This is a genomic window from Flavobacterium glucosi (genome assembly GCF_048286535.1).
GTDB lineage: Bacteria > Bacteroidota > Bacteroidia > Flavobacteriales > Flavobacteriaceae > Flavobacterium.
This window is the reverse complement of record NZ_JBLVPK010000001.1, coordinates 294,084-310,400: the sequence shown is the minus strand read 5'-3', so window position 1 is coordinate 310,400 and position 16,317 is coordinate 294,084. Positions and strand designations below refer to the sequence as shown.

Annotated in this window: 14 protein-coding genes and 2 tRNA genes; 9 read left to right on the top strand and 7 right to left on the bottom strand. The window is 35.8% G+C overall.

What is annotated here, in order from left to right:
* Positions 1–116: 116 nt before the first annotated feature.
* Positions 117–992 (top strand): ACP S-malonyltransferase, encoded by an 876-nt coding sequence (gene fabD / locus ACNQGD_RS01535; RefSeq protein WP_417995989.1) that lies wholly within the window; start codon positions 117–119, stop codon positions 990–992.
* Between the two features lie 113 nt (positions 993–1,105).
* Positions 1,106–1,357 (top strand): hypothetical protein, encoded by a 252-nt coding sequence (locus ACNQGD_RS01530; protein WP_417995282.1) that lies wholly within the window; start codon positions 1,106–1,108, stop codon positions 1,355–1,357.
* A gap of 35 nt (positions 1,358–1,392) precedes the next feature.
* Here the strand turns inward: ACNQGD_RS01530 and galE are convergent, their stop codons facing one another.
* Both galE and ACNQGD_RS01520 read right to left on the bottom strand, forming a co-directional pair.
* Positions 1,393–2,406 carry a UDP-glucose 4-epimerase GalE gene (gene galE, locus ACNQGD_RS01525; RefSeq protein ID WP_417995988.1) on the bottom strand — a complete coding sequence of 338 codons (1,014 nt, stop codon included), beginning with the start codon at positions 2,404–2,406 and terminating at the stop codon, positions 1,393–1,395.
* An 84-nt stretch (positions 2,407–2,490) separates the two neighbouring features.
* Positions 2,491–3,621, bottom strand: a complete 1,131-nt coding sequence (locus ACNQGD_RS01520; protein WP_417998066.1) for a DegT/DnrJ/EryC1/StrS family aminotransferase — start codon at positions 3,619–3,621, stop codon at positions 2,491–2,493.
* Positions 3,622–3,874: 253 nt separating this feature from the next.
* On the opposite strand from ACNQGD_RS01520, the gene ACNQGD_RS01515 reads away from it, so the two are divergent.
* The 4 genes from ACNQGD_RS01515 (at position 3,875) to ACNQGD_RS01500 (ending at position 8,154) form a co-directional block, all read left to right on the top strand.
* Positions 3,875–5,116 (top strand): 3-deoxy-D-manno-octulosonic acid transferase, encoded by a 1,242-nt coding sequence (locus tag ACNQGD_RS01515; RefSeq protein ID WP_417998065.1) that lies wholly within the window; start codon positions 3,875–3,877, stop codon positions 5,114–5,116.
* A complete protein-coding gene (locus ACNQGD_RS01510; RefSeq protein WP_417998064.1) occupies positions 5,103–5,549 on the top strand; it encodes a GNAT family N-acetyltransferase in 447 nt (148 codons plus the stop codon). Before ACNQGD_RS01515 ends, ACNQGD_RS01510 begins: the two co-directional genes overlap by 14 nt.
* A gap of 23 nt (positions 5,550–5,572) precedes the next feature.
* Positions 5,573–7,741, top strand: a complete 2,169-nt coding sequence (locus ACNQGD_RS01505; protein ID WP_417998063.1) for a S46 family peptidase — start codon at positions 5,573–5,575, stop codon at positions 7,739–7,741.
* Between the two features lie 188 nt (positions 7,742–7,929).
* A complete protein-coding gene (locus tag ACNQGD_RS01500) occupies positions 7,930–8,154 on the top strand; it encodes a PG1828 family lipoprotein (protein ID WP_417995276.1) in 225 nt (74 codons plus the stop codon).
* Positions 8,155–8,321: 167 nt separating this feature from the next.
* Here ACNQGD_RS01500 and ACNQGD_RS01495 read toward each other — a convergent pair whose 3' ends face one another.
* The 4 genes from ACNQGD_RS01495 to mutS all read right to left on the bottom strand — a co-directional run bounded on the left by ACNQGD_RS01495 (position 8,322) and on the right by mutS (position 11,691).
* Positions 8,322–8,669 (bottom strand): DUF1508 domain-containing protein, encoded by a 348-nt coding sequence (locus tag ACNQGD_RS01495; protein ID WP_417995275.1) that lies wholly within the window; start codon positions 8,667–8,669, stop codon positions 8,322–8,324.
* Positions 8,670–8,762: 93 nt separating this feature from the next.
* Positions 8,763–8,848, bottom strand: a tRNA-Leu gene (locus tag ACNQGD_RS01490).
* 12 nt (positions 8,849–8,860) lie between these two features.
* Positions 8,861–8,936, bottom strand: a tRNA-Gly gene (locus ACNQGD_RS01485).
* Positions 8,937–9,084: 148 nt separating this feature from the next.
* Complete coding sequence (gene mutS, locus ACNQGD_RS01480) at positions 9,085–11,691, bottom strand: DNA mismatch repair protein MutS (protein ID WP_417995345.1); 2,607 nt, start codon at positions 11,689–11,691, stop codon at positions 9,085–9,087.
* A gap of 157 nt (positions 11,692–11,848) precedes the next feature.
* On the opposite strand from mutS, the gene ACNQGD_RS01475 reads away from it, so the two are divergent.
* The 3 genes from ACNQGD_RS01475 (at position 11,849) to ACNQGD_RS01465 (ending at position 15,141) form a co-directional block, all read left to right on the top strand.
* Positions 11,849–12,298: a DUF1573 domain-containing protein gene (locus ACNQGD_RS01475; protein ID WP_417995982.1), complete on the top strand. Its 450-nt coding sequence runs from the start codon at positions 11,849–11,851 to the stop codon at positions 12,296–12,298.
* A 69-nt stretch (positions 12,299–12,367) separates the two neighbouring features.
* Positions 12,368–12,904, top strand: a complete 537-nt coding sequence (locus ACNQGD_RS01470; RefSeq protein ID WP_417995981.1) for an RNA methyltransferase — start codon at positions 12,368–12,370, stop codon at positions 12,902–12,904.
* Positions 12,905–12,963: 59 nt separating this feature from the next.
* Positions 12,964–15,141, top strand: a complete 2,178-nt coding sequence (locus ACNQGD_RS01465) for an Ig-like domain-containing protein (RefSeq protein WP_417998062.1) — start codon at positions 12,964–12,966, stop codon at positions 15,139–15,141.
* A gap of 36 nt (positions 15,142–15,177) precedes the next feature.
* On the opposite strand, the gene folK is transcribed toward ACNQGD_RS01465, so the two are convergent.
* Positions 15,178–16,314, bottom strand: a complete 1,137-nt coding sequence (folK, locus tag ACNQGD_RS01460; RefSeq protein WP_417995979.1) for a 2-amino-4-hydroxy-6-hydroxymethyldihydropteridine diphosphokinase — start codon at positions 16,312–16,314, stop codon at positions 15,178–15,180.
* Positions 16,315–16,317 lie beyond the last annotated feature (3 nt).

The following is a 16,317-nucleotide window of genomic DNA, read 5'->3' as shown; positions in this document are numbered from 1 at the left end:
TCATTAGCAAAAGGAGTTGCATCGATAGTTTTAAATACAGCAAAAAACAGTATTTTTGCATTCCGATTGAAATTCATTTTTCAATTTTTATATTTTTCAATCTTTAAATTAGACACATGAAAGCATACGTATTTCCAGGTCAAGGCGCACAATTCACAGGAATGGGTAAAGACTTATATGAAAATTCTGCTCTTGCAAAAGAATTATTCGAAAAAGCCAACGCAATTTTAGGCTTCCGCATCACAGACATCATGTTTGAAGGAACGGCCGAGGAATTAAAAGAAACCAAAGTGACACAACCGGCAGTTTTCTTACATTCAGTGATTTTAGCAAAAACTTTAGGGGAGGATTTCAAACCAGAAATGGTAGCGGGACATTCATTGGGTGAATTTTCGGCATTAGTGGCAAACGGTGCTTTGTCTTTTGAAGACGGATTGAAACTGGTTTCACAACGCGCTTTGGCAATGCAAAAAGCCTGCGAAATAAAACCATCTACTATGGCAGCCGTTTTAGGATTGGCTGACACTATTGTGGAAGAGGTTTGTGCTTCGATTGACGGAATTGTAGTCGCTGCAAATTATAACTGCCCTGGGCAATTAGTAATTTCAGGAGAAACATCAGCAGTAGAAAAAGCGTGCGAAGCGATGAAAGCAGCGGGTGCAAAACGCGCATTATTATTACCTGTTGGTGGTGCTTTTCACTCTCCAATGATGGAACCGGCTCGTGAAGAACTAGCCGCCGCTATTGAAGCAACTACTTTTGCTACTCCTATTTGTCCGGTATACCAAAATGTAACAGCTAGCGCAGTTTCTGATGCTGACGAAATCAAAAAAAACCTAATCATTCAATTGACTGCTCCTGTAAAATGGACGCAATCGGTACAACAAATGATTGCTGACGGAGCGACTTTATTTACTGAAGTAGGTCCCGGAAAAGTATTGGCTGGATTAATTGGAAAAATTGATAAAGAAGCAGTCACTGCAAATGCATAATTAGTATTCAATTCTGCTTTAAAATAGTATCCTCACAAACAAGAGTTTGTGAGGATTTTTTTTATCTTTATAAAACGAGTTAAAATCAATTTTAATTTTTTAAAATAAAAAAAATGAAAAAAGCACTTTTAGGATTAGCATGTATTGCCACCTTAATGACTTCTTGCAAAAAAGAAACAAAAGACGAAGTAAAAGAGGCTACAGAAGCCGTTGGTAATGAAATGGAAGAAGCTATAGATACAGCGGCTGTAAAAGTTAATGCCGCAGCTGATTCTACCAAGGTCAAAGCAGGACAAGTTCTTGAAAAAGGTGCTGAAAAAATGAATCAAGCCGCAGAAAAACTGAAAGAAGCGGCAAAAAAATAATTAAAAAAAGGGCTATCGTTTGACAGCCCTTTTTGTTAACTTCTAATCTTTTGTTCCCATTTCCAAGCACTAGCCATCGCTTCTTCAAGCGTCGATTGTGCTTTCCATCCCAGGACTGTATTGGCTTTATCCGTATTGGCGTAAGCCGAAGTTATATCTCCCTCTCTGCGACCTACAATTTTGTAAGGCAGTTTTTTACCGCTCACTTTTTCGAAAGTATTGATCACTTCTAAAACGGAGCTTCCGGTTCCGGTTCCCAAATTAAAAGTTTCTACTTTGGCGGTATTTTTTTTATTCAATAATCGTTGTAAAGCAATCACATGGGCTTTTGCCAAATCTACTACATGAATATAATCGCGTACTGCTGTTCCGTCTGGAGTTGGGTAATCATCTCCGTAAACCGCTAATTCTTTGCGCAATCCAAAACCAGTTTGCGTAATAAACGGCACTAAATTCTGAGGAACTCCAATGGGCAATTCTCCAATTTCAGTAGAAGCATGCGCTCCTATTGGATTAAAATAACGCAATAAAATTGCATTGACATTGGTTACTTTGGCAGTATCAATAATGATTTCTTCTCCAATTTTTTTGGTATTCCCATAAGGGGAAATTGGCTGTTGTACTGGCGCATTTTCGGTAATTGGCATTGTTTCAGCTTGACCATACACCGTACAAGACGAACTGAAAATGAAATTTGCTTCTGGTTTTTGCTGTAATTCCTGCAAAATATAAACTAACGCATTGATGTTATTTTCATAATACAGTAACGGATTTTCTACGCTTTCGCCCACCGCTTTTGAAGCAGCAAAATGAATCACACCTGAAATATCATAATGTCTTTTGAAAAAGTCCTGAACCTTATCCTTTTCGCGTAAATCTAACTTTTCGAAAGCGGGAACTTTTCCGGTAATATTTTGAATTCCATCCAACACATTTAAAGATGTATTCGATAAATTATCTACAATTACTACTTCAAAACCCTCATTTTGTAATTCGACAACGGTGTGCGAACCAATAAACCCCAAACCTCCTGTAACTAATATTTTCATGATTACTTTTTGTACAGACGCAATTTATAGCATCTCTTAATATTTATACCACATAAAAAAGACGCAATAAATTGCGTCTCTATATTATTTCAAAAACTCTAAAACGCTATCCGTAATAAATTTAATTTGTTCGTCATCTAATTCTGTATGCATCGGTAACGAAATTACTTCTTTAACCAATTGATTAGTAACGGGAAAATCTTCCTCTTTATATCTGGAATCCAAATATGCTTTTTGAGAATGCAACGGAATTGGATAATAAATAGCACAAGGAATGCCTTTGTCCAGCAAGTGCTGCATTAAACCGTTTCTATCTGCATCAACAATTCGCAATGTATATTGATGAAAAACATGGCAGTCACAAATAGCACAAATACTTGGTGCAATTATATTCTTATGTCCTTCAAAAGCAGTTGAATATTTTCTGGCTGCATCTTGTCTGGCTTTACTGTACGCGTCTAACAAAGGTAATTTAGCGTTCAAAACTGCGGCTTGAATACTGTCTAAACGTGAATTCACACCTACAACATCATGGTGATAACGTTCGTACATTCCGTGGTTTACAATGCCGCGAAGTTTGTGGGCCAATGCATCATCATTTGTAAAAATGGCTCCACCGTCTCCGTAACATCCCAGATTTTTAGAAGGAAAAAATGAAGTCGCTCCTACATGTCCAATCGTTCCTGCTTTCTTTTTAGTCCCGTCCGAAAATTTACAATTCGCTCCAATCGCTTGCGCATTATCCTCAATAACGTATAAATTATATTCATTGGCGATAGCCATAATAGCTTCCATATTGGCAGCACGGCCAAACAAATGTACGGGTACAATTGCTTTTGTTTTTGGCGTAATGGCGCGTTTAATTCCTTCAATAGAAATATTCATATTAAACATATCCACATCGACTAAAACTGGTGTCAATTGCAGTAAAGCAATTACTTCCACTGTCGCTGCAAAAGTAAAATCGGCAGTGATTACCTCATCTCCTGGTTTTAAATCCAATCCCATCATTGCAATTTGCAATGCATCTGTTCCATTAGCACAAGGAATTACGTGTTTTACGTCAAGATATTCTTCTAAAGATTTTTGAAACTGATGAACTTGAGGTCCATTAATATAAGTATTTGTGTCCAGAACCTCCTGAATAGAGGCATTTACAGTGACTGCAATTTTATCATATTGACTTTTTAAGTCAACCATTTGGATTTTTTTCATTGAAATTTTTGTTAAAGTTCGCCCTTCGACTGAGCTCAGGGTGACGTTATTTTAAGGTTTCAAGAAACAGCAAACACTTTCTTAAAACGAAGAACAAAAATAGTTATTTATGAGTTGAAACCAATGCGACCCACATTAAAAAACGATATTATTCCTATGAAATAAAAACTGAATTCCTGACAACCAAAATTTATATATTGCTGCTGAAACAAAAAAACCTAAAGAAAACGTATTTTAGCTCAAAATTTCAACAATGCTTTTTCTCTACAATCTAATTGTTCAAATAGCTGGTTTTTTATTAAAAATCGCAGCTCTTTTCAGTCCAAAAATGAAACTTTTTGTGGAAGGCCGCAAACTGGTTTTTCCTGTTTTGGAACAAAAAATAAAACCTACCGATAAAACGATCTGGTTTCATGCTGCCTCCTTAGGCGAGTATGAGCAAGGTTTACCCGTAATTGAAAAAATAAAAGAGCAATTCCCTTCACACAAAATTGTACTTACTTTTTTTTCGCCTTCGGGTTATGAAGTTCGTAAAAACAATATCGTTGCTGATGTTACGGTTTATTTGCCTTTGGATACTAAGAAAAATGTCCAGCAGTTTCTGAAACTCGTTCATCCAGATTTGGTGTTTTTCATTAAATATGAATACTGGCCCAATTATTTAGCTGAGCTAAAAAAATCAAATACTAAAACCTATTTAATTTCTGGAATTCTTAGAAAAAATCAACTGTTTTTCAAATGGTACGGCGGCTTTTACAGAGAAGCATTAAATACATTTACTTACTTTTTTGTACAAAATGAAACTTCAAAAAAATTACTGCAACAAGTGGGTAAAACGAATGTTTCCGTTTCTGGGGACACCCGATTTGACCGAGTTGCCGCAATTTTAGAAAAAGACAATTCCTTGGGTTTTATTGCTCAGTTTAAAAACAACACTTTAACCATTGTTGTGGGAAGTTCGTGGCCGAAAGATGAAAATTTATTAGTAGATTTTATTAATTCGAATACATTAAATGTCAAATTTATAATTGCTCCCCATAATATTAAAGAAGAACAAGTTCAGCAATTAAAAAACAGCATCACCAAAAAAACCGTTTTATTCTCTGAAAAAGAAGGACAAAATCTCGCTGATTTTGATGTTTTTATCATTGACACAATTGGGATTTTGACAAAAATCTACAGTTATGCGGATATTGCGTATGTAGGCGGTGGTTTTGGGAATTCTGGAGTTCATAATTTACTGGAGCCGGCAACTTTTGGCGTCCCAATACTCATTGGCCCCAACTATTCACATTTTGCAGAAGCAACAGCACTGGTCAATATGGAAGCGTGTATTTCTATCAACAATAATAAAGAGCTAGACGAAGCATTTAAAAACCTCATCCAGAATAATGACATCCGGCACGAAAAAGGACACATGTGCAGCACTTTTGTACAAATGAATAAAGGAGCTACAGCCATTATTCTAAATCACCTCTTGAATGATTCAATTTAAACCGTTAGCAATTTCTGATATCGAAACGATTGTAACCCTGATGCAAGAGTTTTATGCGATTGATAATTATCCTATTAACATTGACGTTTCCAAAGCTTTATTTCAAGAATTTATTTCCAATGAAAATCTGGGTCAATCTTGGCTCATTGTATCCGATACTGAAATTGTAGGCTACATTATCCTGACCTTTGTTTTTAGTTTTGAATACCAAGGAAAAATTGCTTTTTTAGACGAATTGTATTTGACCAAAGAAACGAGAGGCAAAGGAATTGGCAGTAAAGCTCTTGAATTCATTCTAAACGAAAGTCCCAAACTATCGTTAGAACTGGTTTATCTGGAAGTGGAACAGCACAATGAAAAAGCACAAAAATTGTACCTTGCGCACGATTTTGAGGTGCACAACAGAAAATTGATGAAGTACAAAATTAAATAAAATTACACCCTAAATTTAATACCATGAAATTTTTAAAATTATTCTTAGTACTATTTGTCATTCAGACGCAAGCGCAGCAGGGCGGCATGTGGATTCCTTCGCTTTTGAAGGGAATGAATGAAACAGAAATGAAAAATTTAGGCATGAAAATGTCTGTCAAAGAGATTTACGATGTCAATCAATCGAGCATGAAAGATGCCGTTCCGCACTTTAATGGCGGCTGTACCTCTGAAGTTATTTCTCCAAAAGGATTAATTTTAACGAATCATCATTGTGGATTTTCACAAATTCAATCGCATTCTACAGTAGAACATGATTACTTGACTGATGGATTTTGGGCTTACAAAATGGAAGACGAGTTGCCTAATAAAAACTTAACCGTCTCTTTTATTGTAAAAATCGAAGATGTGACCCCATTAGTTTTAGAAGGAACTGCTGCTCTAACCAGTGAATCAGAAAAACAAAACAAAATTCAAGCAAATATTACGGCACTTACTAATTCTTTACCAAAAGAAAATTGGCAGGAAAATAAAATCCGTACGTTTTACGAAGGCAATCAATACATGCTTTTTGTAACAGAAACTTTTTCCGATGTACGTTTGGTAGGTGCTCCGCCTTCCTCAATAGGGAAATTTGGTTCTGATACTGACAATTGGGTTTGGCCGCGTCATACGGGAGATTTTTCATTGTTTAGAATTTATGCGGACAAAAACAATCATCCGGCTGCGTATTCGAAAGACAATGTTCCTTACACGCCTAAACACTTCTTGCCAATATCACTTGATGGTGTAGCCGAAGATGATTTTACATTGGTTTTTGGTTATCCAGGAAAAACGAATGAATATTTACCCTCTGTTGCGATTGAGCAAATTGTAAACGAATTAAATCCTGCAAAAATCGAAATCAGAGACAAAGCATTGAAAGTGGCTGATGGTTTCATGAGAAAAGACAATGCCATTAAAATTCAATATGCCTCTAAATATGCCCGAATTGCCAATTCTTGGAAAAAATGGATTGGAGAAACTCAAGGCTTAAAAAAATCAAATGCTGTAGCTATAAAAAGAGAATCTGAAAAAGCCTTTCAGCAGAAAATATCAAAAGCAGGCAAAGAAAAAGAATACGGAACACTATTAGTCGATTTCGAAAAAAACTACGCAGAAATAGCGCCATACGCTTCTGCAAGAGATTATTTTACAGAAGTTGTACAACTTAACACCGAATTATTAAGTGTTGGTTACAAATTGTATCAGCTGGAGCAAGTTTACAAAACAAAAGGAGAACAATCTTTCACTGACCGAAAAAACAATTTGCTAACTGGTCAGGAAGCTTTCTACAAAGATTTTAATGCAACTGTTGATGAAAAAGTTTTTGAACAATTGATTGAATTGTATGCTGCCAAATCTCCAAAACAATTTTTACCACAAAGTTTGATGAATGTAAACGCTAAAAATTTAGCTTCGGAAATTTACAGCAAATCCAGACTAAAAAATTACGTTGGTCTAAAAGCATTATTAAGTGGCGATACACAAACCGTTTTAACGAATTTAAACAATGACCCAGGCTTCCTGCTGGTAAAAGAATTAGCTGATAAATATTCAAAAGAAGTCGCGCCAAAATACGACGAAATCAATTTGAAAGTTACAGCGCTACAACGCACGTACATGAAAGCGCAATTGGAATTAAACAAAGACAGCAGAATTTTCCCAGATGCCAATAGTACATTGCGAGTTACTTATGGAAGAGTAAAAGGATACGAGCCTAAAGACGCTACGCTTTACACACCAATAACCTATTTAGATGGGGTAATGGAGAAATACATTCCCGGAGATTATGAATTTGATGTTCCAGCCAAATTGATAGACTTATATAAAACCAAAGATTACGGACCCTATGGAGAAAACGGAAAAATGCCTGTTAACTTTATTGGTACAAATCACACTACTGGAGGCAACTCAGGAAGCCCTGCTATAGACGCTAATGGAAACTTAATAGGACTTAATTTTGACAGGGTTTGGGAAGGAACCATGAGCGATATCTATTACGATCCAAGTATTTGCAGAAATATTATGGTTGATATACGCTACGTACTCTTTATTATGGATAAATATGCCGGTGCAAAAAACTTGATAAGTGAACTAAAACTGGTTCACCCAAAGAAAAGCAAACCTCTGAAAAAGAAAAACTTAAAGTAAAACCAAGGACTCAACAACGATATAAAGCATTAATTAATTATTTGACTGAATTGGCATAATAATTGTTATTTGTTTCGGCGTTGACAAAAAATATTATTTTTTAAAAAAAAAATAAAAAAATATTTTACATATTAAAAAATTTATATCTTTGCCACGAATTAATAATTAACCTTTTATATTAAATTAAGATGAAAAAAGTATTTTTAAGTTTAGCTGCTGTTGCTGTTTTGACTGTTGTATCATGTAAAAAAGCTGACGCTCCTGCTGAGGACGCTTCTGCTGTAATTGATTCTGCTGCTGCTGTTGTTGATTCTGCTGCTATGGTAGTTGATTCTGCTGCTGTTGTTGTTGATTCTGCTGCTGCTGTTGCTACTGAAGCTGCTGCTACTGCTACTGAAGCTGCAAAAAAATAATTAGAACTCAAATTCTAAAAATTTTAAAGCCATCCGCTATGCGAGATGGCTTTTTTAATTTGTAACATTTCCAATTCTTTAATTAAGAGATGTATCAATAAAAAAGAGAGTCGTGAAATTTAAATTTCACGACTCTCTTTTTTATTTACAAATTAATTCAAAACCCTTTAATCAGAAAAAATAAAATCATTTCCAGAAAAATCCAACACCTCTGAATTTGATCCATACCGTACAATTTCATCGATTCCTTTTTGCAAACGCAACGAAGTGGTATATTTTCTACTTGTTGCAAAATGATTTCCTTCCAGCATTAATTTAAAATAGAATTTTCCACCGGAAGACTTAAATTTTAAAAAGTCAGCGGTTTCAATTGTAGCTTTAAACTTTTCAATATCGTCTTCACACTCAAACTTGAGCTCATAACTTAAACTCGTAAAAACAACTTTCCCCTTTCTGGAAGTAAAAACAAATTTATATTCGTCGTTAAATCTTTTACTAATTACAAAAGCGCCCATGAAATTTTAGATTTTAGATTGCAGATTTTAAATTCAATACTGTTTCAAATTCTTGTAAACAAAAAAAAGCCTCTTCAATTGAAGAGGCTTTAGTACTCAGAGCGGGACTTGAACCCGCACGAACATTGCTGTTCACTGGATTTTAAGTCCAGCGTGTCTACCAATTTCACCATCCGAGCATTATGTGGTGTTGGAGCGAAAAACGGGGCTCGAACCCGCGACCTCGACCTTGGCAAGGTCGCGCTCTACCAACTGAGCTATTTTCGCATTTTCAATTCTTATAAAGAACCGCAATACTAGTTCTGTATTGCGGATGCAAATTTAGCACATTTATTGAATTATACAAGCCTTTTTTATAAAAAAATCACAGATAAAAGATAACTTTCTGATAACGTAAACTTTAAACCAAAATAAATTATTTTCGGGTCAACATTCTTTTAATTTCATTCAATTTCATCAACGCTTCCATAGGCGTAATGGTATTTATATCTAAACTTATGATCTCTTCTTTGATTTCCTCCAACAAAGGATCGTCCAGATTAAAGAAGCTCATTTGCATTTCGTCTTTTGCGGCTTTAATTCCGTTCAACGCATCGCTCGAATGATTCTTTTCTAATTTCTTTAAAAGCTTCTGTGCTTTCAAAATTACGATTTGAGGCATTCCGGCCATTTTTGCCACATGTATTCCAAAACTATGCGCACTTCCTCCTTTGACTAATTTTCGAATAAAAAGCACGGTATCTTTCAATTCTTTGACAGCCACATTATAATTCTGAATTCTCGGCAGCGATTCACTCATTTCGTTCAACTCGTGATAATGCGTTGCAAACAATGTTTTAGGCTTTGAAGGATGTTCGTGTAAGAACTCTGCAATTGCCCAAGCAATAGAAATTCCGTCATAAGTACTCGTTCCCCTTCCAATTTCATCCAACAGCACCAAACTTCTATCGGAAATATTGTTCAAGATGGAAGCCGTTTCATTCATTTCGACCATAAAAGTAGATTCTCCCATCGAAATATTGTCACTTGCTCCTACTCTAGTGAATATTTTATCTACAATCCCCATTCTTACGCTGTCTGCAGGGACAAAACTTCCCATTTGACACAAGAGTACGATTAAAGCCGTTTGACGCAAAATAGCCGATTTTCCAGACATATTCGGACCAGTAATCATAATCAATTGCTGCGTTTCTCTATCCAAAAAAACATCATTAGCAATATAAGGCATTCCAACAGGCAGTTGTTTTTCGATAACAGGATGTCTTCCGTTTTTGATTTCCAGTTCGAAAGTTTCATCGAGTTCAGGACAAACATATTTATTTTCGATAGCCAATTGCGTGAACGAACACAAACAATCCAATTGTGCCACTAGATTCGCATTCATTTGAACCGGTTTGATATACGTGGCAATCCAACTGACCAATTGTTCAAATAGCTCTGCTTCTATTTTATGAATTTTTTCTTCAGCACCAAGGATTTTGGTTTCGTATTCTTTTAATTCCTCTGTAATATAACGCTCTGCATTGACCAAAGTTTGTTTCCGAATCCATTCCGCGGGAACTTTATCTTTATGCAAATTTCTAACTTCGATATAATACCCAAAAACATTATTAAAGGAAATTTTCAACGAGGAAATTCCCGTCAATTGCGACTCTCGTTTTTCTATTCCTTCCAAGAATTCTTTCCCGGAAGTTGATATCGCCCGTAAATCATCTAATTCAGCATTGATGCCTTTAGCAATAGCATTTCCTTTGGCAACAGCCACAGGAGCATCTTGATTCAATACGGTTTTGATTTTTTCGCGCAACAATTCACAACTGTGCAAACTATCACCGATTACTTTTACTGCCTCTTGCGGACTCTCTAAAGCCAAGTTTTTTATTGGAATAATAGCGTCCAGTGATTCTTTCAAATAAACTACTTCGCGAGGCGATACTTTTCCGGCAGCAATTTTCGAAATCAATCGCTCTAAATCTGAGATTTGTTTGATTTGATTTTGAATATTTTTCAAAACCTCTTGGTTTTCTTTCAAATAAGAAACCACTTGATGACGGCTTTGAATCTTAACACTATCTTTCAAAGGAAGCGCCAACCATCTTTTTAATAAGCGGCCTCCCATTGGCGAAAGCGTTTTATCTATCACATCGAGAAGCGTCACCGCATTCGGATTATAACTATGGTACAATTCTAGATTGCGAATGGTAAATCTATCCATCCAGACATACGCATCTTCGGCGATACGCTGAATAGCCGTTATGTGCTGTACTCTGTTATGCTGCGTTTCGGACAAATAATACAAAATGGCTCCCGAAGCGATAACTCCTTCTTTCAATTCTTCGATTCCAAATCCTTTCAAAGAAACAGTTTGAAAATGCTTGGTTAAGGTTTCGAATGCGTAATCTTCTTTATAAATCCAGTCTTCTAAGTAAAAACTATGGTAGTCATCCCCGAAAATTTCTCGAAACTCATTTTTATTGTTTTTGGGAATTAAAACTTCACTGGGATTGAAATTCTGCAACAATTTATCAATATATTCTGCATTACCTTGCGCTGTGAGGAACTCTCCCGTAGAAACATCCAAAAATGAAATCCCTATTGACTTATTGGCAAAGAAAATAGAAGCTAAAAAGTTATTGGTTTTAGATTGCAAAACCTCATCATTCATAGAAACACCGGGAGTCACAAGCTCTGTAACACCTCGTTTCACTATGGTTTTGGTCATTTTAGGATCTTCTAGCTGGTCGCAAATAGCAACCCGAAGTCCCGCTTTAACAAGCTTTGGCAAATATGTATTTATAGAATGGTGCGGAAAGCCTGCCAATGCAGTCTCCGTCTCTGAACCTGCCCCTCTTTTGGTCAATGTTATTCCGAGAATTTTCGAAGCACGGACAGCATCTTCTCCAAACGTCTCATAAAAATCTCCAACTCGAAACAATAAACAAGCATCCGGATATTTCCTTTTGATTTCATTGTACTGCTTCATTAACGGAGTTTCCTTAACTACTTTATCTTTAGATGCCAATTGTATTTGTGTTTAAAATGAAAAAAATATCAGCGAATTTATAGATTTTAAAACGAATAAATAAGGAGTTCAAAAAATTAAACTATTTTAAGAAAGATTTAAGTCTTAATTTCTATTTTTTATTTAAATTTGTAAATACATTTAAATTGAAAGAGATATGAAAAAAATAATTACCCTAGCTATGCTAGTTGTTTTAGGAGTTGCTACTTCTACTGCACAAGAAACCTCAAAAAAATTGAAAGCAACTACTGCTAAAATTGCTGCTGCAAAAGTGAATGGAGCAGGAATGGTTTTCGTAAGTGAAACTATCGACTACGGTACTGTTGCCTATAACTCTGACGGTAAACGCGAATTTGTTTTTACAAATAACGGTAACAAACCTTTAATCATTACTAATGCCCAAGGATCTTGTGGTTGCACAGTTCCTACTTATCCTAAAGAACCAATTGCTCCGGGAGCAAAAGGAGTTATTGGAGTAAAATATGACACTTCAAGAGGTGGTCAGGCTTTTACTAAAACAGTAACATTGACAACTAATGCTGTTGTTCCTACCAAAACACTTACAATAAAAGGAAATGTTTTAGCCGCTGAATCTTCAAAAAGCTAAATTTTAACCAAATACACAAAAAAGCTTCCATTAACTTCGGAAGCTTTTTTTTTGAATAATTTATAAAATATGAGAAAGCTAGAAAACAGCGAACTGGATCGAAAATCTATTGAAGCATTTAAACAATCTGAAAAAACACCGCTGATTTTAGTACTGGATGATATCCGTAGTTTGCATAATATTGGCTCCGTATTTAGAACTGCCGATGCGTTTCTACTTGAAAAAATATATTTATGTGGTATTACTGCCACTCCTCCTAACAAAGAAATTCACAAAACTGCACTTGGCGCAACTGAAACAGTAACTTGGGAACATCTGGAAAATGTTCTTGAAGTTATCGAAAAATTAAAAGTAGAAAACGTAATAACACTTGCCATAGAACAGGTGGAAAGTGCCGTTTTTCTTCAAAATTTTGAAGTTAAAAAGGGAGAGAAATACGCTTTAGTTTTTGGGAACGAAGTACATGGCGTTTCTCAAGAAGCAGTTGCACTGTGCGATGGCTGTATTGAAATCCCACAATTAGGCACCAAACATTCTTTGAATATATCCGTTAGCGCAGGGATTGTAGTTTGGGATTTATTTCAAAAAATGAATTGGCCTACATAAATTAATGTTTTTTCAAACAAGAAAAACAATACTTTTATCGAATGGGAATTTATAACTTTTTGAAACTATCTATAGCTTTTTTACTGTTTGTTCCAATGGTAAAATGTTTCGCGACATCCTTTTATTCGACAAAGAAAAGCACTGCTGAAATTTCAAAATATTCGATAAATCCATCATCTCATATTTTTATTACAAATACATTGTCAATTACAGATAATGCTCCACGAATTATAGCAACAGGGAATCAAAGCTACTGCCCCGGAACTACATTGAAAATTGTAACCGATGTAAGCATAACTAACGCTGACATTACAGATACAGGCACCGAAGCTATTTACATTCAGATTTCTTCGGGTTATGTAAACGGGCAGGACTTAATCCAATTAGCCAATCCTACATTACACCCAACAATTATTTCTAGTTGGGATGCTCCCTCAGGAAAATTAAAATTATCCAGCCCAACCGGAGCAGATGTTTTATACAGCGACTTTGTAAAAGCGATAAAAGAAGTTGAATTTAGCAATTCATCCGCTTCTCCGTCAGGGATTCGAAATTTCTCAATCACAATAGGTCAAGCAAATTATTTACCCCGAAATGGGCATTATTATCAATATGTTCCAAACCTCGGAATTAATTGGACAGCAGCTAAAGCAGCAGCTGAAATAAGCACTTATTATGGATTACAAGGCTACTTAGCTACAATCACCGCAGCTGATGAAGCAAAAATATCTGGAGAACAAGCTGCAGGTGCCGGATGGATTGGCGGTAGTGATGCCGAAACAGAAGGTGTTTGGAAATGGGTAACTGGTCCAGAAAACGGCATTGTTTTTTGGAATGGAGGCATAAATGGTTCTAGCCCGAATTTTGCCTTTTGGAATTCAAACGAACCAAACAATAGTAATGGCATAGAACACTATACGCACGTAACTGCACCAGGCATTGGAACACCGGGATCATGGAATGATTTACAATTAAATGGCGATCCAACCGGAAATTACCAACCCAAAGGATATATTGTAGAATATGGGGGAATGGTCACAAATGATATTGAAAATCTTCAAATTGCAACCAGCACCACCATAACAATATTACAGATTACAGGAACTACTCCTGCTTCAAGATGTGATTCAGGCACAGTTACACTTCAAGCAACTGCTTCTAACGGAACCGTAAACTGGTATGATGCCAACAGTGGAGGAACTCTATTAGCAACAGGCAACACTTATACAACACCATTTTTAACAGCCACAACAACTTATTATGTGGATGCCGGATGCGCAACGTCGAGAACAGCAGTTACAGCCACTATACATACATTCCCTACTATTACAGGTACCAATTCTCCTGTTTCCAGATGTGGAACAGGAACCATAACACTAGAAGCAACAGCTTCAACTGGCAATATAAACTGGTATTCAACTCTAACCGGAAGCACTATCATAGGAACTGGAACAAGCCTGACTATAGCCAATGTTACTCAAAATACAACCTATTACGCAGAAGCCATCAATAACGGATGCAGTAATGGGAACAGAGTTTCGGTTGAAGTTACTATTTACAACCCACCAGTTGTTACGGATCAGGAATTAACATTATGCAAATCCAGCACTCTTACCCTTAATTCACAAATTCCCAATATGAGGTATCTGTGGTCAACAGGTGAAACGACTGCAACAATTACCGTTGCTACTGCTGGTGTTTACACCGTTGATGTAACAAGTCCCACGCCTGAAAATTGTAGCAGCAGGAAAAAAATTACTGTTATTGAACATCGTATTCCCGAAATAGACCGCATTGATGTAAACGGAACTACGGTCGTGATTTATTTATTAAAATCAGAGGACTATTTTGAATATTCTGTTGACGGAATCAACTATCAAAGTTCGAACGTGTTTTTCAATGTACCCAGCGGTTTGCAAAACGCGTATGTAAGAGAAATAAATTCGTGCGGGGCAGACAGTGAAACATTTGTAATTTTGATTGCTCCAAAATTCTTTACTCCAAACAACGATTCACAGAATGATTTATGGGAAATAAAAGGATTAATTAATTATCCTGGAGCCGAAGTAACCATTTTTGATCGGTATGGAAAACTGATTACCAAACTAAACGCAACCAACCAATCATGGGATGGAACATTTAATAAAAATCTGATGCCTGCTTCTGATTATTGGTATGTCTTGAAAATTGACAATATAAGACCCGTAATAAAAGGGCATTTTTCTCTAAAAAGATAACGAACACTAACCTGAAAATTTAAAACAGCAGCCTAATTATTGATTAATCTTCTTTTGTATCTCCTCCAAAATATAGAGATAATCTTCTTGATTTTTTACAAAATCCTTATCCGAAACATCAATAATGAGAACATTCAAATCGGTTTGTGATTTAATATAATCCAGATAACCGCTATTGATTTTATCTAAATATTCAGCCGGGATTTTTTGTTCGTAGCTTCTGCCACGCTTTTTAATATTTTGCAACAGCCTCTCTGAATTTTGATACAAATAAATGTACAAATCCGGTTTTGGCATTTCTCTGTAAATGATATCAAAGAGATTGCGATACAAACGATACTCATCTTCGGCTAGTGTTATTTTGGCAAAAATCAAAGATTTAAAAATATGATAATCAGCAACCAGAAAGTCTTTAAACAAATCAAACTGCGCTAAATCATCTGATAATTGTTGGTATCTATCAGCCAGAAACGACATTTCCAGCGGAAACGCATATCGATTTTGATCTTTATAAAATTTGGGTAAAAAAGGATTATCAGCAAAACGTTCCAATACTGTTTTTGCATTAAAATCCTCAGAAATTTTCGTGGCTAAAGTTGTTTTTCCCGCTCCGATATTCCCTTCAAAAGCAACATAATTAAATTGTTCTAATGAAATATTCTGTAAAGGATTTACCAAATCCTGAACCACTGTACAAACACTTTCGTCAGGTGATAATGCCACTAACTCCGAAATATTTTTTTGAAGAATGGGATGTTTCCAATCTAAATTCAAATCCTGAATGGGCAACAAAACAAAATTCCTATTTTGCAGCAAAGGATGTGGAATCTGCAGTTTTTCGGTAGTGATAATTTCTGAATCGAAAGCAATCAAGTCAATATCAATCGTACGAGATTGGTATTCTTGAGTTTTGTTTCGCAAACGACCCAATCGTTTTTCAATTTTTAAAACCTGAGTCAGAATTTTATGTGCAGAGGAAAAAGTGTGTAAAATTAATGCACAATTATAAAAAGCATCACTTTCAAAACCCCAGGCTGGTGTTTCATATAATCTGGAAACTTTGATTACGGTACCAATTTCTTGATGTATCAACTCCAAGCAACGCTCGATGTTTTCCAAACGATTGCCTTGATTACTGCCTATAGATAAAATGACCTGATGTTGTGATTTCATAAT

Excerpts from the sequence above, each read along its gene's own strand:
- fabD (WP_417995989.1), top strand. The coding sequence starts at position 117 with ATGAAAGCATACGTATTTCCAGGTCAAGGCGCACAATTCACAGGAATG.
- ACNQGD_RS01530 (WP_417995282.1), top strand. The coding sequence starts at position 1,106 with ATGAAAAAAGCACTTTTAGGATTAGCATGTATTGCCACCTTAATGACT.
- galE (WP_417995988.1), bottom strand. The coding sequence starts at position 2,406 with ATGAAAATATTAGTTACAGGAGGTTTGGGGTTTATTGGTTCGCACACC.
- ACNQGD_RS01520 (WP_417998066.1), bottom strand. The coding sequence starts at position 3,621 with ATGAAAAAAATCCAAATGGTTGACTTAAAAAGTCAATATGATAAAATT.
- ACNQGD_RS01515 (WP_417998065.1), top strand. The coding sequence starts at position 3,875 with ATGCTTTTTCTCTACAATCTAATTGTTCAAATAGCTGGTTTTTTATTA.
- ACNQGD_RS01510 (WP_417998064.1), top strand. The coding sequence starts at position 5,103 with ATGATTCAATTTAAACCGTTAGCAATTTCTGATATCGAAACGATTGTA.
- ACNQGD_RS01505 (WP_417998063.1), top strand. The coding sequence starts at position 5,573 with ATGAAATTTTTAAAATTATTCTTAGTACTATTTGTCATTCAGACGCAA.
- ACNQGD_RS01500 (WP_417995276.1), top strand. The coding sequence starts at position 7,930 with ATGAAAAAAGTATTTTTAAGTTTAGCTGCTGTTGCTGTTTTGACTGTT.
- ACNQGD_RS01495 (WP_417995275.1), bottom strand. The coding sequence starts at position 8,669 with ATGGGCGCTTTTGTAATTAGTAAAAGATTTAACGACGAATATAAATTT.
- ACNQGD_RS01475 (WP_417995982.1), top strand. The coding sequence starts at position 11,849 with ATGAAAAAAATAATTACCCTAGCTATGCTAGTTGTTTTAGGAGTTGCT.
- ACNQGD_RS01470 (WP_417995981.1), top strand. The coding sequence starts at position 12,368 with ATGAGAAAGCTAGAAAACAGCGAACTGGATCGAAAATCTATTGAAGCA.
- folK (WP_417995979.1), bottom strand. The coding sequence starts at position 16,314 with ATGAAATCACAACATCAGGTCATTTTATCTATAGGCAGTAATCAAGGC.